At 41.7% G+C, this 15,240-nt stretch carries 19 protein-coding genes and 1 pseudogene; 14 read left to right on the top strand and 6 right to left on the bottom strand.

Going from position 1 to position 15,240, the window contains the following annotated elements:
• Positions 1 to 68: 68 nt before the first annotated feature.
• On the top strand, positions 69 to 281 hold the full coding sequence (gene rpmE, locus DDU33_RS06645) for a 50S ribosomal protein L31 (RefSeq protein WP_005820477.1): 213 nt from the start codon (positions 69 to 71) through the stop codon (positions 279 to 281).
• Between the two features lie 34 nt (positions 282 to 315).
• Here the strand turns inward: rpmE and DDU33_RS06640 are convergent, their stop codons facing one another.
• Complete coding sequence (locus DDU33_RS06640) at positions 316 to 1,350, bottom strand: glycosyltransferase family 9 protein (RefSeq protein WP_108923921.1); 1,035 nt, start codon at positions 1,348 to 1,350, stop codon at positions 316 to 318.
• Between the two features lie 117 nt (positions 1,351 to 1,467).
• Here DDU33_RS06640 and DDU33_RS06635 point away from each other — a divergent pair, with 117 nt between their 5' ends.
• The 3 genes from DDU33_RS06635 (at position 1,468) to DDU33_RS06625 (ending at position 3,954) form a co-directional block, all read left to right on the top strand.
• Complete coding sequence (locus tag DDU33_RS06635; RefSeq protein ID WP_108923919.1) at positions 1,468 to 2,511, top strand: glycosyltransferase family 9 protein; 1,044 nt, start codon at positions 1,468 to 1,470, stop codon at positions 2,509 to 2,511.
• A gap of 32 nt (positions 2,512 to 2,543) precedes the next feature.
• Positions 2,544 to 3,422 carry an HTH-type transcriptional activator IlvY gene (gene ilvY / locus DDU33_RS06630; RefSeq protein WP_108923917.1) on the top strand — a complete coding sequence of 293 codons (879 nt, stop codon included), beginning with the start codon at positions 2,544 to 2,546 and terminating at the stop codon, positions 3,420 to 3,422.
• A 118-nt stretch (positions 3,423 to 3,540) separates the two neighbouring features.
• Complete coding sequence (locus DDU33_RS06625; protein WP_103852807.1) at positions 3,541 to 3,954, top strand: transcriptional regulator; 414 nt, start codon at positions 3,541 to 3,543, stop codon at positions 3,952 to 3,954.
• Here the strand turns inward: DDU33_RS06625 and DDU33_RS06620 are convergent.
• Positions 3,955 to 4,218: pseudogene (locus tag DDU33_RS06620) on the bottom strand (DNA repair protein); the annotation flags it as partial.
• A 14-nt stretch (positions 4,219 to 4,232) separates the two neighbouring features.
• Here DDU33_RS06620 and DDU33_RS06615 point away from each other — a divergent pair.
• Positions 4,233 to 4,490: a hypothetical protein gene (locus DDU33_RS06615; RefSeq protein ID WP_108923915.1), complete on the top strand. Its 258-nt coding sequence runs from the start codon at positions 4,233 to 4,235 to the stop codon at positions 4,488 to 4,490.
• Between the two features lie 389 nt (positions 4,491 to 4,879).
• On the opposite strand, the gene DDU33_RS06610 is transcribed toward DDU33_RS06615, so the two are convergent.
• Positions 4,880 to 5,329, bottom strand: coding sequence for a winged helix-turn-helix transcriptional regulator (locus DDU33_RS06610; RefSeq protein WP_108923913.1), 450 nt, complete (start codon positions 5,327 to 5,329; stop codon positions 4,880 to 4,882).
• A 142-nt stretch (positions 5,330 to 5,471) separates the two neighbouring features.
• Here DDU33_RS06610 and DDU33_RS06605 point away from each other — a divergent pair, with 142 nt between their 5' ends.
• The gene (locus DDU33_RS06605; protein ID WP_108923910.1) at positions 5,472 to 6,131 is read left to right on the top strand and encodes a sugar O-acetyltransferase; all 660 of its coding nucleotides are present in this window, start codon (positions 5,472 to 5,474) and stop codon (positions 6,129 to 6,131) included.
• Positions 6,121 to 6,351, top strand: a complete 231-nt coding sequence (locus DDU33_RS10875; protein ID WP_157951830.1) for a hypothetical protein — start codon at positions 6,121 to 6,123, stop codon at positions 6,349 to 6,351. The genes DDU33_RS06605 and DDU33_RS10875 overlap by 11 nt, the downstream gene beginning before the upstream one ends.
• Positions 6,352 to 6,451: 100 nt before the next feature.
• Here DDU33_RS10875 and DDU33_RS06595 read toward each other — a convergent pair whose 3' ends face one another.
• Positions 6,452 to 7,285 carry a LysR family transcriptional regulator gene (locus DDU33_RS06595; RefSeq protein WP_244175306.1) on the bottom strand — a complete coding sequence of 278 codons (834 nt, stop codon included), beginning with the start codon at positions 7,283 to 7,285 and terminating at the stop codon, positions 6,452 to 6,454.
• A gap of 149 nt (positions 7,286 to 7,434) precedes the next feature.
• Between DDU33_RS06595 and DDU33_RS06590 the strand changes: the two genes are divergently transcribed.
• The 3 genes from DDU33_RS06590 to DDU33_RS06580 are packed head-to-tail and all read left to right on the top strand — an operon-like array spanning position 7,435 to position 10,082.
• Positions 7,435 to 7,851: a tautomerase family protein gene (locus tag DDU33_RS06590; RefSeq protein ID WP_011201167.1), complete on the top strand. Its 417-nt coding sequence runs from the start codon at positions 7,435 to 7,437 to the stop codon at positions 7,849 to 7,851.
• A 29-nt stretch (positions 7,852 to 7,880) separates the two neighbouring features.
• Positions 7,881 to 9,050 (top strand): NADH-dependent flavin oxidoreductase, encoded by a 1,170-nt coding sequence (locus DDU33_RS06585; protein WP_011201168.1) that lies wholly within the window; start codon positions 7,881 to 7,883, stop codon positions 9,048 to 9,050.
• 12 nt (positions 9,051 to 9,062) lie between these two features.
• Complete coding sequence (locus DDU33_RS06580) at positions 9,063 to 10,082, top strand: MBL fold metallo-hydrolase (protein ID WP_011201169.1); 1,020 nt, start codon at positions 9,063 to 9,065, stop codon at positions 10,080 to 10,082.
• A 198-nt stretch (positions 10,083 to 10,280) separates the two neighbouring features.
• Here the strand turns inward: DDU33_RS06580 and DDU33_RS06575 are convergent, their stop codons facing one another.
• Positions 10,281 to 10,730 (bottom strand): winged helix-turn-helix transcriptional regulator, encoded by a 450-nt coding sequence (locus tag DDU33_RS06575; RefSeq protein ID WP_108923906.1) that lies wholly within the window; start codon positions 10,728 to 10,730, stop codon positions 10,281 to 10,283.
• 145 nt (positions 10,731 to 10,875) lie between these two features.
• On the opposite strand from DDU33_RS06575, the gene DDU33_RS06570 reads away from it, so the two are divergent.
• The 3 genes from DDU33_RS06570 to DDU33_RS06560 are packed head-to-tail and all read left to right on the top strand — an operon-like array spanning position 10,876 to position 13,608.
• On the top strand, positions 10,876 to 11,520 hold the full coding sequence (locus DDU33_RS06570; protein WP_108923904.1) for a sugar O-acetyltransferase: 645 nt from the start codon (positions 10,876 to 10,878) through the stop codon (positions 11,518 to 11,520).
• Between the two features lies 1 nt (position 11,521).
• Entirely contained in the window at positions 11,522 to 12,577 is a 1,056-nt protein-coding gene (locus tag DDU33_RS06565) for an alpha/beta hydrolase (protein ID WP_108923902.1), read from the top strand.
• A gap of 41 nt (positions 12,578 to 12,618) precedes the next feature.
• Positions 12,619 to 13,608, top strand: a complete 990-nt coding sequence (locus tag DDU33_RS06560) for an NmrA family NAD(P)-binding protein (RefSeq protein ID WP_108923900.1) — start codon at positions 12,619 to 12,621, stop codon at positions 13,606 to 13,608.
• A 175-nt stretch (positions 13,609 to 13,783) separates the two neighbouring features.
• Here DDU33_RS06560 and DDU33_RS06555 read toward each other — a convergent pair whose 3' ends face one another.
• Positions 13,784 to 14,326 (bottom strand): TetR/AcrR family transcriptional regulator, encoded by a 543-nt coding sequence (locus DDU33_RS06555; protein WP_108923898.1) that lies wholly within the window; start codon positions 14,324 to 14,326, stop codon positions 13,784 to 13,786.
• 144 nt (positions 14,327 to 14,470) lie between these two features.
• Between DDU33_RS06555 and DDU33_RS06550 the strand changes: the two genes are divergently transcribed.
• Entirely contained in the window at positions 14,471 to 15,169 is a 699-nt protein-coding gene (locus tag DDU33_RS06550) for a metal-dependent hydrolase (protein WP_108923896.1), read from the top strand.
• The last annotated feature ends 71 nt before the right edge of the window (positions 15,170 to 15,240 follow it).

The following is a 15,240-nucleotide window of genomic DNA, read 5'->3' as shown; positions in this document are numbered from 1 at the left end:
ATGGTACTTATCAGCGGTTCGTGATGAAACAAGATAAGCAGCGATATGGCTTCTTATGAGGTTCCCCAATGAAAAAAGGTATTCACCCAGAATATACAGAAATTACTGCAACATGTTCATGCGGTAACGTAATCAAAACTCGCTCAACAGTGGGTAAAAACTTAAACCTTGATGTGTGTGGTAACTGCCACCCATTCTATACTGGTAAACAACGTGTTGTTGATACTGGTGGTCGTGTTGAACGCTTCAACAAACGCTTCAGCATTCCAAGCACAAAATAATAATTATAAAAAACCTCCGCAGAGCGGAGGTTTTTTATTGTTCGGTAATATTCAATATTTCATCATTTAGCCATTCTGCTGCTTTAGTCATATTAAATCCGGTTGTACCATTATTATCACTCGCTTCATGTTTTCCGATAAGGGTTAAACAATTTACCTTTTCTTTTGGAGATGGCGCCCATTTATGTAATGTCTGTTCATTATTTGAATAAAAAGCTAAAAGCGGTTTGCCACACGCACAAGCAATATGAACACCGCCACCATCGACAGCAACAACAATATCCGCTGAATCAATTAAAGCAAAATATTCAAATAAAGATGTCTTAGGTGCAAGATGTAGATTGTCGAGTTGAGGTAATTTTGCAAAGTAAGCTTCACTGCCCGCAGTGTTTGTCATTAAATACTCAACATGAGCATATTTAACATTTTCTAATAATGAAGCTAATTCTTCCGCCGGCAGAAAGCGAGTACTTCCTTGAGGATTTAATAAAATCTTAACTGTATTAGTATTTTTCCAAAATTTGGTTACTTTCTCTTTTGCTTCATTAGAGATTTTTAAATAATAATTTGCAACAGGAGATAAATAAGAAGCCAAAGGAGAGTACATTAAATACTCTTTAAAATGAGTAAGCTCAGGAACTTCTACCGCATAGTCATAATTTTTTACTGTGGCTAAATTGTAATGTTTTTTGTCTCTTTTACCGAAGTTTATGACATATTTGGGCTTTAAAATTGCGTCTAAAATAATACTTTTTGTTGTAAAAGAGGGAAAAAAATCCAAATAGAGTTCCCATTTACCTCTTTGACTAAGATAGCCCGAGAAATGATCTTCAATAAGTTCATCCACAATATCTGCATTTTCGTAGATAGCTCGATTTCTTTCCGTTACAAACACACCAATTTTAGCTTGAGGAAAAGCATTTTTGATTTGCATGATATGCATCAAATGAACAATGCTATCCCCTACGGCATGACCAATCGGCTTAAATAAAATCGACTTTAGCGTTCTTAATTCAATTTCTTTTCTCTGAACTCGTTGAGAGCAAAGAGTTGCAATAAACTTTTTCATTTATAACCTCACTAATAAGCCGAATACTATCTTACTCAACTTGAAGAATCAAAAATTTTCAGTACAATTTAGATAAAATGTGTACTTAGATATTCACAATAAGGTAACGTTCACCAAATGGTAAAAAAAATCAAACAGTTTCTTAGAAATATTCGCTTAGCAATTGGCAAGCAAATTCTTGATAAAAAGCAACCGCTTGTAAATGTTTCATTTCCGCCTAAAAAAGTATTATTTCTTCGTCATGATGGAAAAATTGGAGACTATATTGTGAGTTCGTTTGTATTTAGAGAGATAAAAAAACAGTCTCCAGATACCGAAATTGCGGTGGTTTGTTCTTATAAAAATGCCTATCTTTTTGAGAAAAATCCTTATATTGATAAGTGCTATTTCGTTAAAACAAAAAACATTAAAGATTATATTCGATGTGGAAGACAGCTTACCAAAGAGTCTTTTGATTTTGTGATCGATCCTACAACAACTCTAAGAAATAGAGATTTACTCTTTTTACGTCTTATTAAAGCTAAAAATTATGTTGGCTATAAAAAAGAAAACTATGCCTTATTTAATATCAACATAAAAGCTGAAAATAACCATTTTAGGGATATTTATCACGAAGCGCTAATCGCTATTGGATTTAAAAATATTTCAACCCATTACGATATTCCATCTGATCAAAAAAGTGGTGAAGATATTGCGCAATTTTTAAAGATAAAACAACTGGAGCATTACATCGCCGTTAATTTTTTTGGTGCTGGTTCAGCAAGGCGTTTCAATGAAAAATCAATGAAAGCGTTGTTAGATAATCTAACAAGTAGTAATACGATGAATATCGTATTACTTGCGTTTCCGGAAGTCATAGACGAAATGCAAATGCTTGCAAAACAATATAAGAATGTTTTTGTCTATGAGCAAACAAAAACCGTTTTCCATACTATTGAGTTAATCAAACATTCAGATATGGTTATCTCGCCTGATACTTCTATTGTTCATATTGCAGCAGGCTTTAATAAGCCAATCATTGCTTTTTATAGTCAAGATGAGGAAAACTTTGTGCATTGGCACCCTTATAATCAAGCTGAAACGCATGTCCTTCGGTTTTATAAAAGCGTAAATGAATTGGATTTCGCTCAAATCAAACCAGAATGGTTACAAACAACATAACTATAATTTAAAGGGCTATAATTTAAAGAACTATGGACTTCCAATCCCTCAAACTATTTTTAGATTTAACGCAAACTCGTAGCTTTATTCGCACTGCGGAAAAAAACTATATGAGTGCCTCAACGCTTACCCGACACATTCAGCGAGTGGAAGAAGAAATTGGGCAGCCATTGTTAATGCGAGATAATCGACAGGTTAAACTTACGGAAGCGGGCGAAAAATTCTTAGAATTTGCAAAACAAAGCTGGGCTGATTGGCAACAGTTGCAAAGCCAGCTTTCGCCTAATAAAGGAGAGCTTGAGGGAGAATTGAGACTATTTTGTTCGGTAACGGCATCTTATAGTCATTTGCCGAACATTTTAGAAAAATTTCGCCAACGTTACCCTAAGGTCGAAATTAAACTTATGACAGGAGATCCAGCTCAAGCGGTTCATTTAGTGCAATCAATGCAAGCGGATATTTCTCTTGCGGGCAAGCCCGATACTTTGCCAAATAACATTAATTTCCAACATATTGATGATATTACCTTATCGTTAATTGTGCCTCGGGTAGCTTGCGCTGCTACACAATTACTTCAGCAAGATCCAATAGATTGGCAAAATATGCCTTTTATTTTGCCCGTTGAAGGCCCTGCACGGAAGAGAATAGACGCGTGGTTTAAACAACAGAAAATTAAAGAGCCGAAAATTTACGCCACCGTATCAGGACACGAAGCTATTGTACCTATGGTTGCTTTAGGCTGTGGCGTAGCGCTTTTGCCTGATGTTGTTATAAAACATAGCCCTGTAGCAAATCAAGTCTCTTATTTAACCTTACCTGCGCCGGTTCTACCCTTTGAATTAGGCGTTTGTGTCCAAAATAAACGATTGCAAGAGCCTATTATTCATGCGTTTTGGTCGTTGCTTTCTTAGAAAAACAAGCGGTTGAATTTGCAATATACATCGGTATTATGTAGCAGTTGCACAAAGATTTAACTAAGTGTTTTTGCTACATTTTTCTTATCTCATTGTAATTTAAAGGTAAGAAAAAATGAATGCGTTAGAAAAGTTATTGATTGAAGAAATTTCCCTTGCAGAACAAGAAAGGGCTGAATTTGAAGCTAAGATAAAGGGGTTAAATCAGAAAATTTTAGACTATCGAACTGCGCTAAATCACGCAAGAGATTCAGATTTTTCATTAAGTAAGAAATCTCGCAATGTTCGTTTTCAGTCATCACCACGTCAATTAGTGGCGCATATCCTTAAAAAGCAACCTGAAAAATGGTTTCATACGAATGAAATTACCCTTCAAGCATTGAAATTAGATAACCAGCCTATTGATAACGGTGTGCCACGCTTACATTTACAAACAATGCATAGCACACTAAACCATCTTGTTAAACATTCATTGGTTGAGAAAAAGGTAGAAGGGAAAACGTGTTATTGGCGTTTGAAGGCAATGTAGTTATATTTTCAATCTCCACCGCACATCATTTGCTTTTAATGCTACTCGTTCTACTACGCCTTTATTAAGCCAATGCTTCAATGCACCACGAACTGAAACAGTATGTTGCGGTTGAATGATGGGGTCTTGTTTATCTCGAATAAGGACAAGTTCCGTTAATTCATTAACAGTAAAGTAATGATTTGGTTTTACTTTCATTTCAGCAAGCACCATTTGGCGTAGTTTTCCCTTGAAACGATGCTGATAAGTGCGGTAGGTATAAAGGTATTATTGGACAATTGGAATTAGCATATGCAATTAATCCTTATGTTTCGGCTACTGCATTTTACGATTATGGACGAGTAAAATTACGCCATAGTCCTTATGTGGATGGTACAAAAAATTCAGTTCATTTACATGGTGGTGGCATTGGGATAAAAGGGCAGTATAAGAAGTTTTTTGCAGAAACTAAATTAGCATTTGCGGGTAAAAATGCAGATTTAGTGGATGTGCGTAAAAGCAGACAATGGTCATTGAAAGTTGGTTATCAATTTTAAATGTCTAAGAAATAAGAATCCACTTAGTTTAGAAATAAATTAAGTGGATTTTCTTGTACGCTTATGTTGTGATAATATGTGTAAAGTGTAAAAATTAACTTTGAAAAAAATGCATTAATTGGCTTTATTTTTACATATAAGGATTTAATTGGTTAAAAATTTAAGTCAATTATTTGATATAAATGATTTTTTAATTTTACAAATTGATTTTATATGGGTACAACCCTTTTAAGTAAGTTACATCTTCGATACCCTTTAAATCAGAAAGCCTTTAACTTATCATTAAGCTAAAGGCTTTATTTTTAGCGGTTAATTATTCACTTTTGGGTTTTGTGCAACTGCTACATAATACCGAAAAATTTTTCAAAATCCCACCGCTCTTTTCACGCTCATTTCCCCTTTTCCACCAACGCCACCTTACTCACGTCCACTTCTTCGCCTGTCTGTTCGTCAATCAACGCCAAACGCACGAAATGTCCTGTTGCCGTGTTCACAAACTGCAAGGGTGTATCGATCCAATCGGACAAATGCCATTTTGTGCCGATTTGTGCCAATGCTGCCACTAGCCACAGCATGTCTTTGCCTTGTTCGGTTAAGTGATATTCATAGCGGTCGGGGCTGGTTTGGTATAGCTGTTTTTGTACCAAACCGTTGCTTTCCAAGGCTTTTAGTCGGCTACTTAATGTGGCGTGGGTAATATTGCTGTTTTTTTGCAAATCGCTGTAACGCTTCACGCCTAGTAGCAAATCACGAAGCAATAAGCCCGTCCATTTGTCATTTAATACGCCTAGCACATCGGCAATCGGGCAGGCGATGTTGTCAAAGTCGTTTGATTTCATTGTATTTTTCCTGTTTAAAATCATAGTTTTTGCCATTATAGCAAAATTTTTCCATAAACTCTAATCATTAGAGATTTACTAACTTCAATCATTAAATTTAAAATACACTCACTTCAATGATTAGAGTAACAAACAAGGAAACCTGATGAGCCAAATGCAAAAAATGCAAACAGGGGAATTGTATAACCCTTTTTTGCCTGAATTAAACGACATTAACGAGCAAGCACAAGAATTGCTTTACGAAATTAACCGCTTACGCCCATCGCAAAAAGCAGAAAAAACCGCCCTGTTTCAGCAATTATTCCAAATCGAGCGAGATGATTTCCGAATTGAACTGCCGTTTCGTTGCGATTACGGCGTGAATATTAAAATCGGCAAGAATTTTTACGCCAATTACAACTGCACGATTTTAGACGGTGCAACCATTACCATTGGCGATAATGTAATGTTTGCCCCAAATGTTTCATTGCTTGGCATTACCCACCCGGTCGATCCCAAATACCGCCGTCGTGGTGTGTTTTCCCTGCCGATTAGCATTGGCGATAATGTATGGATTGGGGCAAATAGCGTGGTAATGCCGAATGTGAAAATCGGCAATAATGTGGTGATTGGGGCAGGTTCAGTTGTTACCAAAGATATTCCCGATAATTGCATTGCGGTGGGCAATCCGTGCAAGGTTTTGCGTGAACTCAATGAAAACGACCGAATTTATTATTTCAAAGAGCACAAATTTCCCGATGAATTTCATCAGATGATTAACGATTTCTTAGCAACAGAACAGGAGCAAAACAATGAGCAATAAAATTTTAATTACAGGCGCAGGCGGTGCGGTGGGTTCGGTCAGCGATTTAATCATCAAACATTTAGTCGCCCGTGGGCAAGATGTCCGCGCCTTTATGCGCCCGACCAATCAAAAAGACAAAGAAATCGAAGCCTTGGAAGGCGCGGTGTGCGCTCCGTACCGTTTTTCGTTATCAATGGCGTTGAAGTTGCCGGTTCACAGCCGCCCGCACGGTTTTTAGCATTGTTGCAACAGGTTTATGCCGCAAATAATATGTAAAGGATAAATGAAAAGCCGTCTGAAAGTTACCACACTTTCAGACGATCTTTTTTCATCTGCCATCACTCCCGCAATATCTCAATCAAAAAATCTGCTACGTCACGCACTTTTTGTGCGTGGCGGACATCTTCGTGCATGACTAAATGCAGTTGTCCGATGAAAATTTCGCTTGTATGCACTTGAATAAATTCCGACGAATTACCGTATTCAAACGGAAGCCAACCGATACCCAGCTTTTGCATCACCGCCGACTGCATAACGGCAAAATCATTGCATACAAAACCGATTGATTTATCCGCAAGCTGCTTGTTCAGCCATGGCGTATGCGGGCCGGTGACGCCGAAATCAATATATTGCCACTGGCTTTCAGGGGTGTTTTTCACATAGTCGGCGTGGGCAAACCAGCCGTATTGCATATCCCGCAAGCGGCGAACCACCAGATCATTTTGCTGCGGCACCACTAAACGCAAGGCAATATCCGCTTGGCGTTGGTGCATGCTGCTGATTGCAGTGTTGCTGCTCAGCACCAAGCGGATTGCCGGGAAGCGTTGCTGAAACGCTGCCAAATGTGGGCTGACCAAGGCGTGTGCAATCATAGGCGGCATGGAAACCAGCACGTTGGTCATTTCCTGCAGGCTGTCTTGCGCGGCTTGCACGAATTGGCGGACGTTGAATTGCAGCTTTTTCGCTTCGGTATAGAGCCGCTGGCCGTCTGCGGTGAGCAGATAGCGTTTGTTGATGCGGTCAAACAGATGCACATTGAGCTGCTTTTCCAACCGCTCGATACGGCGGGATACCGTGCTGTGTTCCACTTGCAATGCTTCCGCCGTGGCTTTCAGGGTTTGTTTTTCCACCATCAAAACAAAATAATGGATGTCGCTCCAATCTAAATTCATCGTTTCTCTCCGCTGTTCTTTCGGTTTTATCGTGCATAAATGCACGTTGTTCTGCAATTTTAACGCTTTCAATATGCGTAAACAATGGGTAATATGCACACATCAATTAGATATGACTTCATTCAAATTTAACTTTTAGGAGAGAAAAAATGCCTGTATTTAACGCCCACGTTGCCCAAGGTAAATTGACCAAAGAACAGAAACAAGGTTTAGCCGATGCCTTTGTCTTGGCGATTCACGATGCACTCAATGCCCCGATGGAAGACCAATTTGTCATCATCAACGAGCATCCGCAAGATAATATCTTTATCCACCCGACCTTCCCGAATATGCAGCGTACCGACAAGCGTATGGTGGTGACGGTGGATGTCAGCACCACCCGCACGCTGGAGGAAAAACGCAAGCTCACCGAGCTGGTGACCAAATATGCGGTGGAAAAAGCCGGTATCGGGCAAGACGATATTTCTTTGCTGATTTATGCCTTACCGTTGGAAAACATGAGCTTCGGCAGAGGGATTTTGATGCCCGATGATGCGGAAGCGATGGTCAAACGCACCCGCAGTTAATCAAGCCGAATGTTCATTAGGAGCTAAACATGAATAAAAAATTTGAACGCTTATTTGAAACCGTCACCTTTCCGAACGGCGCGACCATCAGCAGCCGTTTTGCCATGGGGCCGATGGTGATTGTCGGTTCTGAATCTAACGGCGAAATCGGTGCGGACGACCTCGCCTATTGGCAGCGCCGCAATGATGCGGGCAGCCTGCTGATTACCGGTGCGACCGCCGTATCGGATTACAGCGATGCCTACGGCAACGGCTTGAAACTGCATAAAGACGAACTGCTCGACGGTTGGAAACAATTAGCCGCCGTGATGAAAGCCAAAGGCAACCGAGCGGTGGTGCAATTATTCCACGCCGGTTATCGTGCCGCTTTCACTTATAAAGACAAAGGCGTGGCGTACAGCGCCAGTAGCAAGGAATACGGATTTTTGGATTATCCCGTCACCGGCATGACCGAAGCACAAATCGAAGACACCTTAAACGAATTTGCCGCAGCGGCGAAGCGTGCGATTGATGCCGGTTTTGACGGTATCGAAATCCACGGTGCCAACCGCTATCTGATCCACCAATTCTTTTCGGCGGTTTCCAACGTGCGTGACGATCAATGGGGCGGCAGCCTTGAAAACCGCGCCCGCTTCGCCTTGGAAGTAGTCAAACGCATTCAAGAGGTGATCAAGCAATATGCCAAAGCGGATTTTATCTTGGGTTATCGCATTTCGCCGGAGGAAATCCATCGTGAAGGCAACGGCTTTACCTTTGACGAAGCCTTGTATCTTATCGACGAAGTAGCAAAATTGGGCGTGGATTATTTCAACGTGTCACAATCCGGCGTACGCGGTTTCGCCGCCGAACCGAAAGCCGGTGCTTATATGGGGCAAGCCATCAGTAAAGTGATTAAAACCCGACTTGTCGGTCGTGCTTTGCTGCTTGCTTCCGGCGATTTGACCAGTCCGGACAAAATCTTAGAAGCGGTCACGGAATATGCCGATATTACTTCCAATGCCACTATGGTATTACTCGATCCGGATACCAAAAACAAAATTCAAAGCGGTCGTGAAGATGAGGTATCGTTAGCGGTGGATGAAACGACGATTGATGATTTAAAACTGCCGAAAGCGTTTTATAAAATCGCCCCAATGATCGTCACCAGCCAGTTTGTACCGCAACACACTAAAGACTTGATTTATAAAGAACCGAAATAAAAGGAAAAGAGAATGAAAAAACTCGTTTTAACCACATTAATCAGCGCCACTTTGGGTTTGTCGGCAATCGCCGCCCATGCCCACCCGACTTACGCACCGGCTAAAAACGCCGTCAAAATGCAAAAAACGCAAGTGCCGGGCTATTTCCGCCAAATGGTCGGCGATTATGAAGTCACCGCCCTGTATGACGGCGTGGGCAATTTGGATATGTCGCTGATGGCGCCGTTTACTCAATTCAGCAAAGCAGAATTAGATGCGATGTTGGACGATGAATTTGCCCAACGCAGCGAATTAGGCGGCTTGGAAGGCACAATTATCGGCTTTTTGGTGAATACCGGTGACAATCTGATTTTGATTGATGCGGGCAAAGGCGAAGCCGAAGCACCGATTTTCTTGGACAAACAAGGCCGTCTGATCGACAGCCTGAAAGCGGCAGGCTACCAGCCTGAACAAGTGGATATTATCCTGCCGACCCATATGCACGCCGACCACATCAACGGCATCACCGAAAAAGGCAAACGCGTGTTCAAAAATGCCACCGTTTACCTGCCGTTGCAGGAAAAGGCTTTTTGGCTGGATACGCCGATGGACAAACTGCCGTCTGAAATCCATCCCTTTATCGAAGCGGCACGCTACGCCGTCGCTCCGTATTTGAAAGCGGATAAAGTGAAATTCTACAATGCCGGCGACGAAGTGTTTGCCGGTGTAAAAACCGTGCCGCTATTCGGCCATACCCCCGGCCACAGCGGTTTTGAATTTACATCCAAAGGCGAAAAAATCCTGTTTTGGGGCGATGTGATGCACAACGGTGCGGTGCAAATGGCACATCCCGAAGTGGCGATTGAATTTGATGCCGACGCCGAAGCCGCCCGTACCAACCGCCAAACGATTTTGACTAAAATCGCCGCCGATAAAACCCTGATCGCCGCCGCCCACCTGCCGTTCCCGGGCTTAGGACACATCAAAACGGAAAAAGACGGCAAAGGCTACCGCTGGTATCCGGTGCAGTATCGCCCGTTTGATAAGCATTGATGGAAAATCAGCAAGCGTAGGGTGGGTGCTTGCACCCACGCGGTTTATTAATATGCACCAAAATCATAATTTTAATGTGCAATATTGATTTCAGGCAGCCTGAAAGGGAATGTTGATAGTAAATGATGATTTAAGGGAAGATACAGAACGCGTGGGTGCGAGCCCCCCCCCTACGCTTGCTACGCTTGCTTTTCACGCTCATTTCCCCTTTTCCACCAACGCCACCTTACTCACGTCCACTTCTTCGCCTGTCTGTTCGTCAATCAACGCCAAACGCACGAAATGTCCTGTTGCCGTGTTCACAAACTGCAAGGGTGTATCGATCCAATCGGACAAATGCCATTTTGTGCCGATTTGTGCCAATGCTGCCACTAGCCACAGCATGTCTTTGCCTTGTTCGGTTAAGTGATATTCATAGCGGTCGGGGTTGGTTTGGTAAAGCTGTTTTTGCACCAAGCCGTTGCTTTCCAAGGATTTTAATCGGCTACTTAATGTGGCGTGGGTAATATTGCTGTTTTTTTGCAAATCGCTATAACGCTTTACGCCCAGTAGCAAATCACGAAGCAATAAGCCCGTCCATTTGTCATTTAATACACCTAGCACATCGGCAATCGGGCAGGCGATGTTGTCAAAGTCGTTTGATTTCATTGTATTTTTCCTGTTTAAAATCATAGTTTTTGCCATTATAGCAAAATTTTTCCATAAACTCTAATCATTAGAGCTTGACAGAAATGGCAAGCAGACTTAAAATACAATAACTTCAATTATCAGAGTAACCATTAAAGGAAAACGCATGAGCCAAATGCAAAAAATGCAAGCAGGGGAATTGTATAACCCTTTTTTGCCTGAATTAAACGACATCAACGAGCAAGCGCAAGAGTTGCTTTACGAAATTAACCGCTTAGCCCCATCACAAAAAGCAGAAAAAACCGCCCTGTTTCAGCAATTATTCCAAATCGAGCGAGATGATTTCCGAATTGAACTGCCGTTTCGTTGCGATTACGGCGTGAATATTAAAATCGGCAAGAATTTTTACGCCAATTACAACTGCACGATTTTAGACGGTGCAACCATTACCATTGGCGATAATGTGATGTTTGCCCCGAATGTTTCCTTGCTTGGCATTACCCACCCGGTTGATCCGAAATACCGCCGTCGTGGCGTGTTTTCTCTGCCGATTAGCATTGGCGATAATGTGTGGATTGGGGCAAATAGCGTGGTGATGCCCAATGTAAAAATTGGCAATAATGTGGTGATTGGCGCAGGTTCAGTCGTTACCAAAGATATTCCCGATAACTGCATTGCCGTTGGTAATCCGTGCCGTGTGCTTCGTGAACTCAATGACGATGACAAGGTTTATTATTACAAAGACCGTAAATTTTCCGATGAATTTCATCAATATATTGAAGAATTTTGGGCGAATGAAGAAGGGCGTTAAGATGAAAAAATACCTTGTCGCCACATTGCTTGCAATGGCTTCATTGAATGTGAATGCAACAGGCTATCAATCGGCACATCTGCTTGCCCCTGAATACAAGCAAGCCACGCTTCAAGCCAATGAATTTACCCAAAATTTAAGCGGACAATTACAACGTTTAGGCGATAATCCGACCGCTTTAAAACAAGCCTTTGAGCAATTTAACGCCCAAATGCTTGCCAAAGCAGAAGCCGACCCGATTACGCCAAGCCGTCAATTAACCGCCCCTGCACGCAATAAACAGCCTGCGGTTAATTTGTATGTTTTTGAACCTACAAATAAAAAAGCCCAATCGCCTGTGATTTATTTTATGCACGGTGGCGGTTATTTGATTGGCAATGCACGTCAGCAAAACGCCAGTTTGTTTGAATTAGCCAACAGCACAGGAGCGGTGGTGGTGAGTGTGGAATACCGTTTGGCAACGGTTGCCCCTTATCCTGCCGATATTGATGATGCTTATCACGGATTGACTTATCTATTTGATAATGCTGAAAAACTAGGTTTTGATAAGCAGAATATTATTTTAATGGGCGAAAGTGCAGGCGGTGGTTTAACCGCGCGTTTGGCACTCAAAACCCGAGATGTAGGCAAATACAGCCCGAAAGGTCAGGTGCTGATTTATCCAATGTTGGATTACCGCACAGGCACAACGCAATCGCCCTACCGCAACGCTTATGCAGGGGAATTTATGTGGACGGCTGAATTTAACCGAATGGGCTGGCAAATGCTTCAAGGTGGGCAACATATTTCCGAAAAAGAATTGCCCTATTATTCAGCAAGTATGGCAACGCAATTCAAAGACTTGCCCCACACTTTTATGGCAGTCGGCAGTTTGGATTTGTTTGTGAATGAAAATTTAGATTATGCCAACCGCTTGATACAGGCAGGCGTGCCGACAGATTTGCAAGTGATTAACGGCGTACCGCACAGCTTTTTTGAAATTGTGCCCAATTCAGCCCAAACGCAGAGTTATAAAACGGCTCTCAATCAAGCAATTAGCAGAATGTTAGCCGAATAGGCATTGATTACCGATTTTTTAACAATATAGGAGTACACAAAATGAGCAATAAAATTTTAATCACAGGCGCAGGCGGAGCAGTGGGTTCAGTCAGCGATTTAATCATCAAGCATTTAGTCGCCCGGGGGCAAGATGTCCGTGCCTTTATGCGCCCGACCAATCAAAAAGACAAAGACATTGAAGCTTTGGGAGCAGAAGTATTCAAAGGCGATTTATTGAATTTGCACGATGTAGCAAAAGCCTTGGAAGGCGTGGATATTGTCTATTTCAGTATGAGCCTGAGCCCTTATTATTCAGACGCTTACATTATTATGATGGAAGCCTGCCGCAGACAGGGCAAGATTAAAGCGCTGATTAACCTATCCGAATACGAACAAATTTTTATGGGCTATGACCAAATGGTGCAAGCACCGCAAGCGCGTACCGCATTGCTTGGTGGAGAAGTCAGCGATTGGTCGCCACAGCAACGCGCCCATTGGGTTAGTGAACGCGCATTGGAATGGTCGGGCTTGCCGTATGTGAATATTCACGCCAACGCCTTTATCGAAAACCCGATTTTAAGCTGGTTTAATTTAGGAACGATTGCAAGCGAGCAAGTGTTTGAAGTGCCGTTTGAAGCCGATGAAAAAATCGCGTCCATTTCCGCCCCCGATTTAGCCGAAGCGGTGGCGAATATCATTACCAATGTTGAAGCGCATATCGGCAAATCTTATGCCCTAACAGGCGATGAGTTGCTCAGTATGGCGGAATTGGCACAGATATACAGCGATATCTTCGGCTTCAAGGTTACGCACCGCTATTTAGACAAAGACGCTTGGGCGGAAAAATATATGGGCATTTTGCGTGATAACAATCAGTTGCACACCGAAGCGCACTTGAAAGGGCTAATGCGTTTGATGACCAAACCCGTGTACCGACACACCACCGACACACTGGAAAAACTGCTGGGGCATAAACCGAAAGGCGTTCGTTCTGCTTTGGAAAATTTACCGAGAATTGTGGAGATTAAGAAGCAGTTGGCACAGGGTTAAGTTGATATTTTTGGATTTGAACGCAGCGTTGCGCCGCCGCACCCACGCTATCACCGTTTAACCATTCGCGGATTAACAAAACATTACAGGCGGCCTTGAAATACACAATTACAGTATTTCAGGCTGCCTGAAATAGTATCTACGCGCTGATTGTTTATCATATAAGATTGTATTTTCATGATTTTAAGCACTCTTTTAGCGCGTGCCGCAATAAAATATCTGTTTGTTTAATAAATTCCTCAGTTTGTGCATGGGAGTTTTGTAGCCAAACCGTTAAAATCCGTGCGATACCGCCAATATGATAACGTGCCACATACTCCGCAGGAGCTGGGTGAATATAATCTTCACCTGCCTTTTGAAAGAGATGAAGCAAATGCTGTTCAAATGGCTGACATATGGCTTGCTGAAAACGATAAGCATGATTGCCGACTAATAAATGGCGTAATGCAAAACGATGTTGTTCAACAAATTTTAAATATGACTGAATTGATACGAGTGTAGAACGTGCATCATGTGCATTCAACATCGTTTGATGAGCAACTTGTGTAAAACCGTAGTCTGTTAGCGCATATAAATCACGAAAATGCCGATAAAACGATGAACGATGAAGATGAGCTGTTTCACAAAGTTGTTGCACGCTGATTTCATCAGGGCTGTGTTGTGTCAATAGTATTAGAAAGGCTTGCCAAAGTTTTTCTGGGGCTGAATGAGATTTCATAGCAAAATTTCCAAATAAAAACGTGGTTACGGTATTGCCAACACCTTTGTGTATTATGCGACAAAATGGCTATTTTGTCTCTTATATAAATTATTTTTTGGGTATAAAATTTCATTTTCATTATTTAAACACAAAGGAAACACCATGTATTTTGGTCATTTTGCGGTGGCAACCGCCTTAAAAGCAAGCAAGCCCAATGTTCCAGCCTTGCCATTATTTATTGGTGCAGGCGTGATTGATATTGTCAATGGTTTAATGATTATCGGTGGGGCAGACACCGTGCGCGGTAATTTGGAAACATTGCCATATTTATACTTTGATTTGGTATTTATTGATTGGGATCATTCTTTGTTGATGGCGGCAGTATGGTCTGGGCTATTTGCTTGGCTTTGTTATCATTTTTATAAAAGTAAAAATATTGCTTTTTGGGCATTTGCGTGTTCTATGTTGCATTGGCTAGCAGATGTGCCTGTACACAATCAAGATTTGGCGTTATACCCTTATTCTGATATTAAATTTGGTTGGGGCTGGTGGGAAAAATATGGTGAATGGTCATGGGGCATTGAAGTGGTATTTATGCTTGGTTTACTTGCTTTCGCATGGTGGCGTTCTGCAAAAAATCAAGACAAAGTTAATTTAACATGGCAATCCCTATTTTTATGTGCGACTTCGCTACAAATGTCGCCTTGGTTATCGCCTATGAAATACGTTGCCACGCTACCTGATTCTATTGCTTACGTCATTCATGGTTTCTTGGTAACAGTAGGCTATATTATTCCGCCTTTGATTTTGGTGTGGATGTATGCACGACAAAATAAAAATGTAAAATGGTATATGGCTTAATCTGAATTTTTGCCAAGATGACATTAAACGCTGTTTTCTCAAATGGGAAAACAGTGTTTTTTTATCGTTCA

Source organism: Actinobacillus porcitonsillarum (genome assembly GCF_003101015.1).
Classification (GTDB): Bacteria; Pseudomonadota; Gammaproteobacteria; order Enterobacterales; family Pasteurellaceae; genus Haemophilus_A; species Haemophilus_A porcitonsillarum.
Note: the sequence above shows the minus strand (reverse complement) of the source record. Positions and strands in the feature narration are given on the sequence as shown.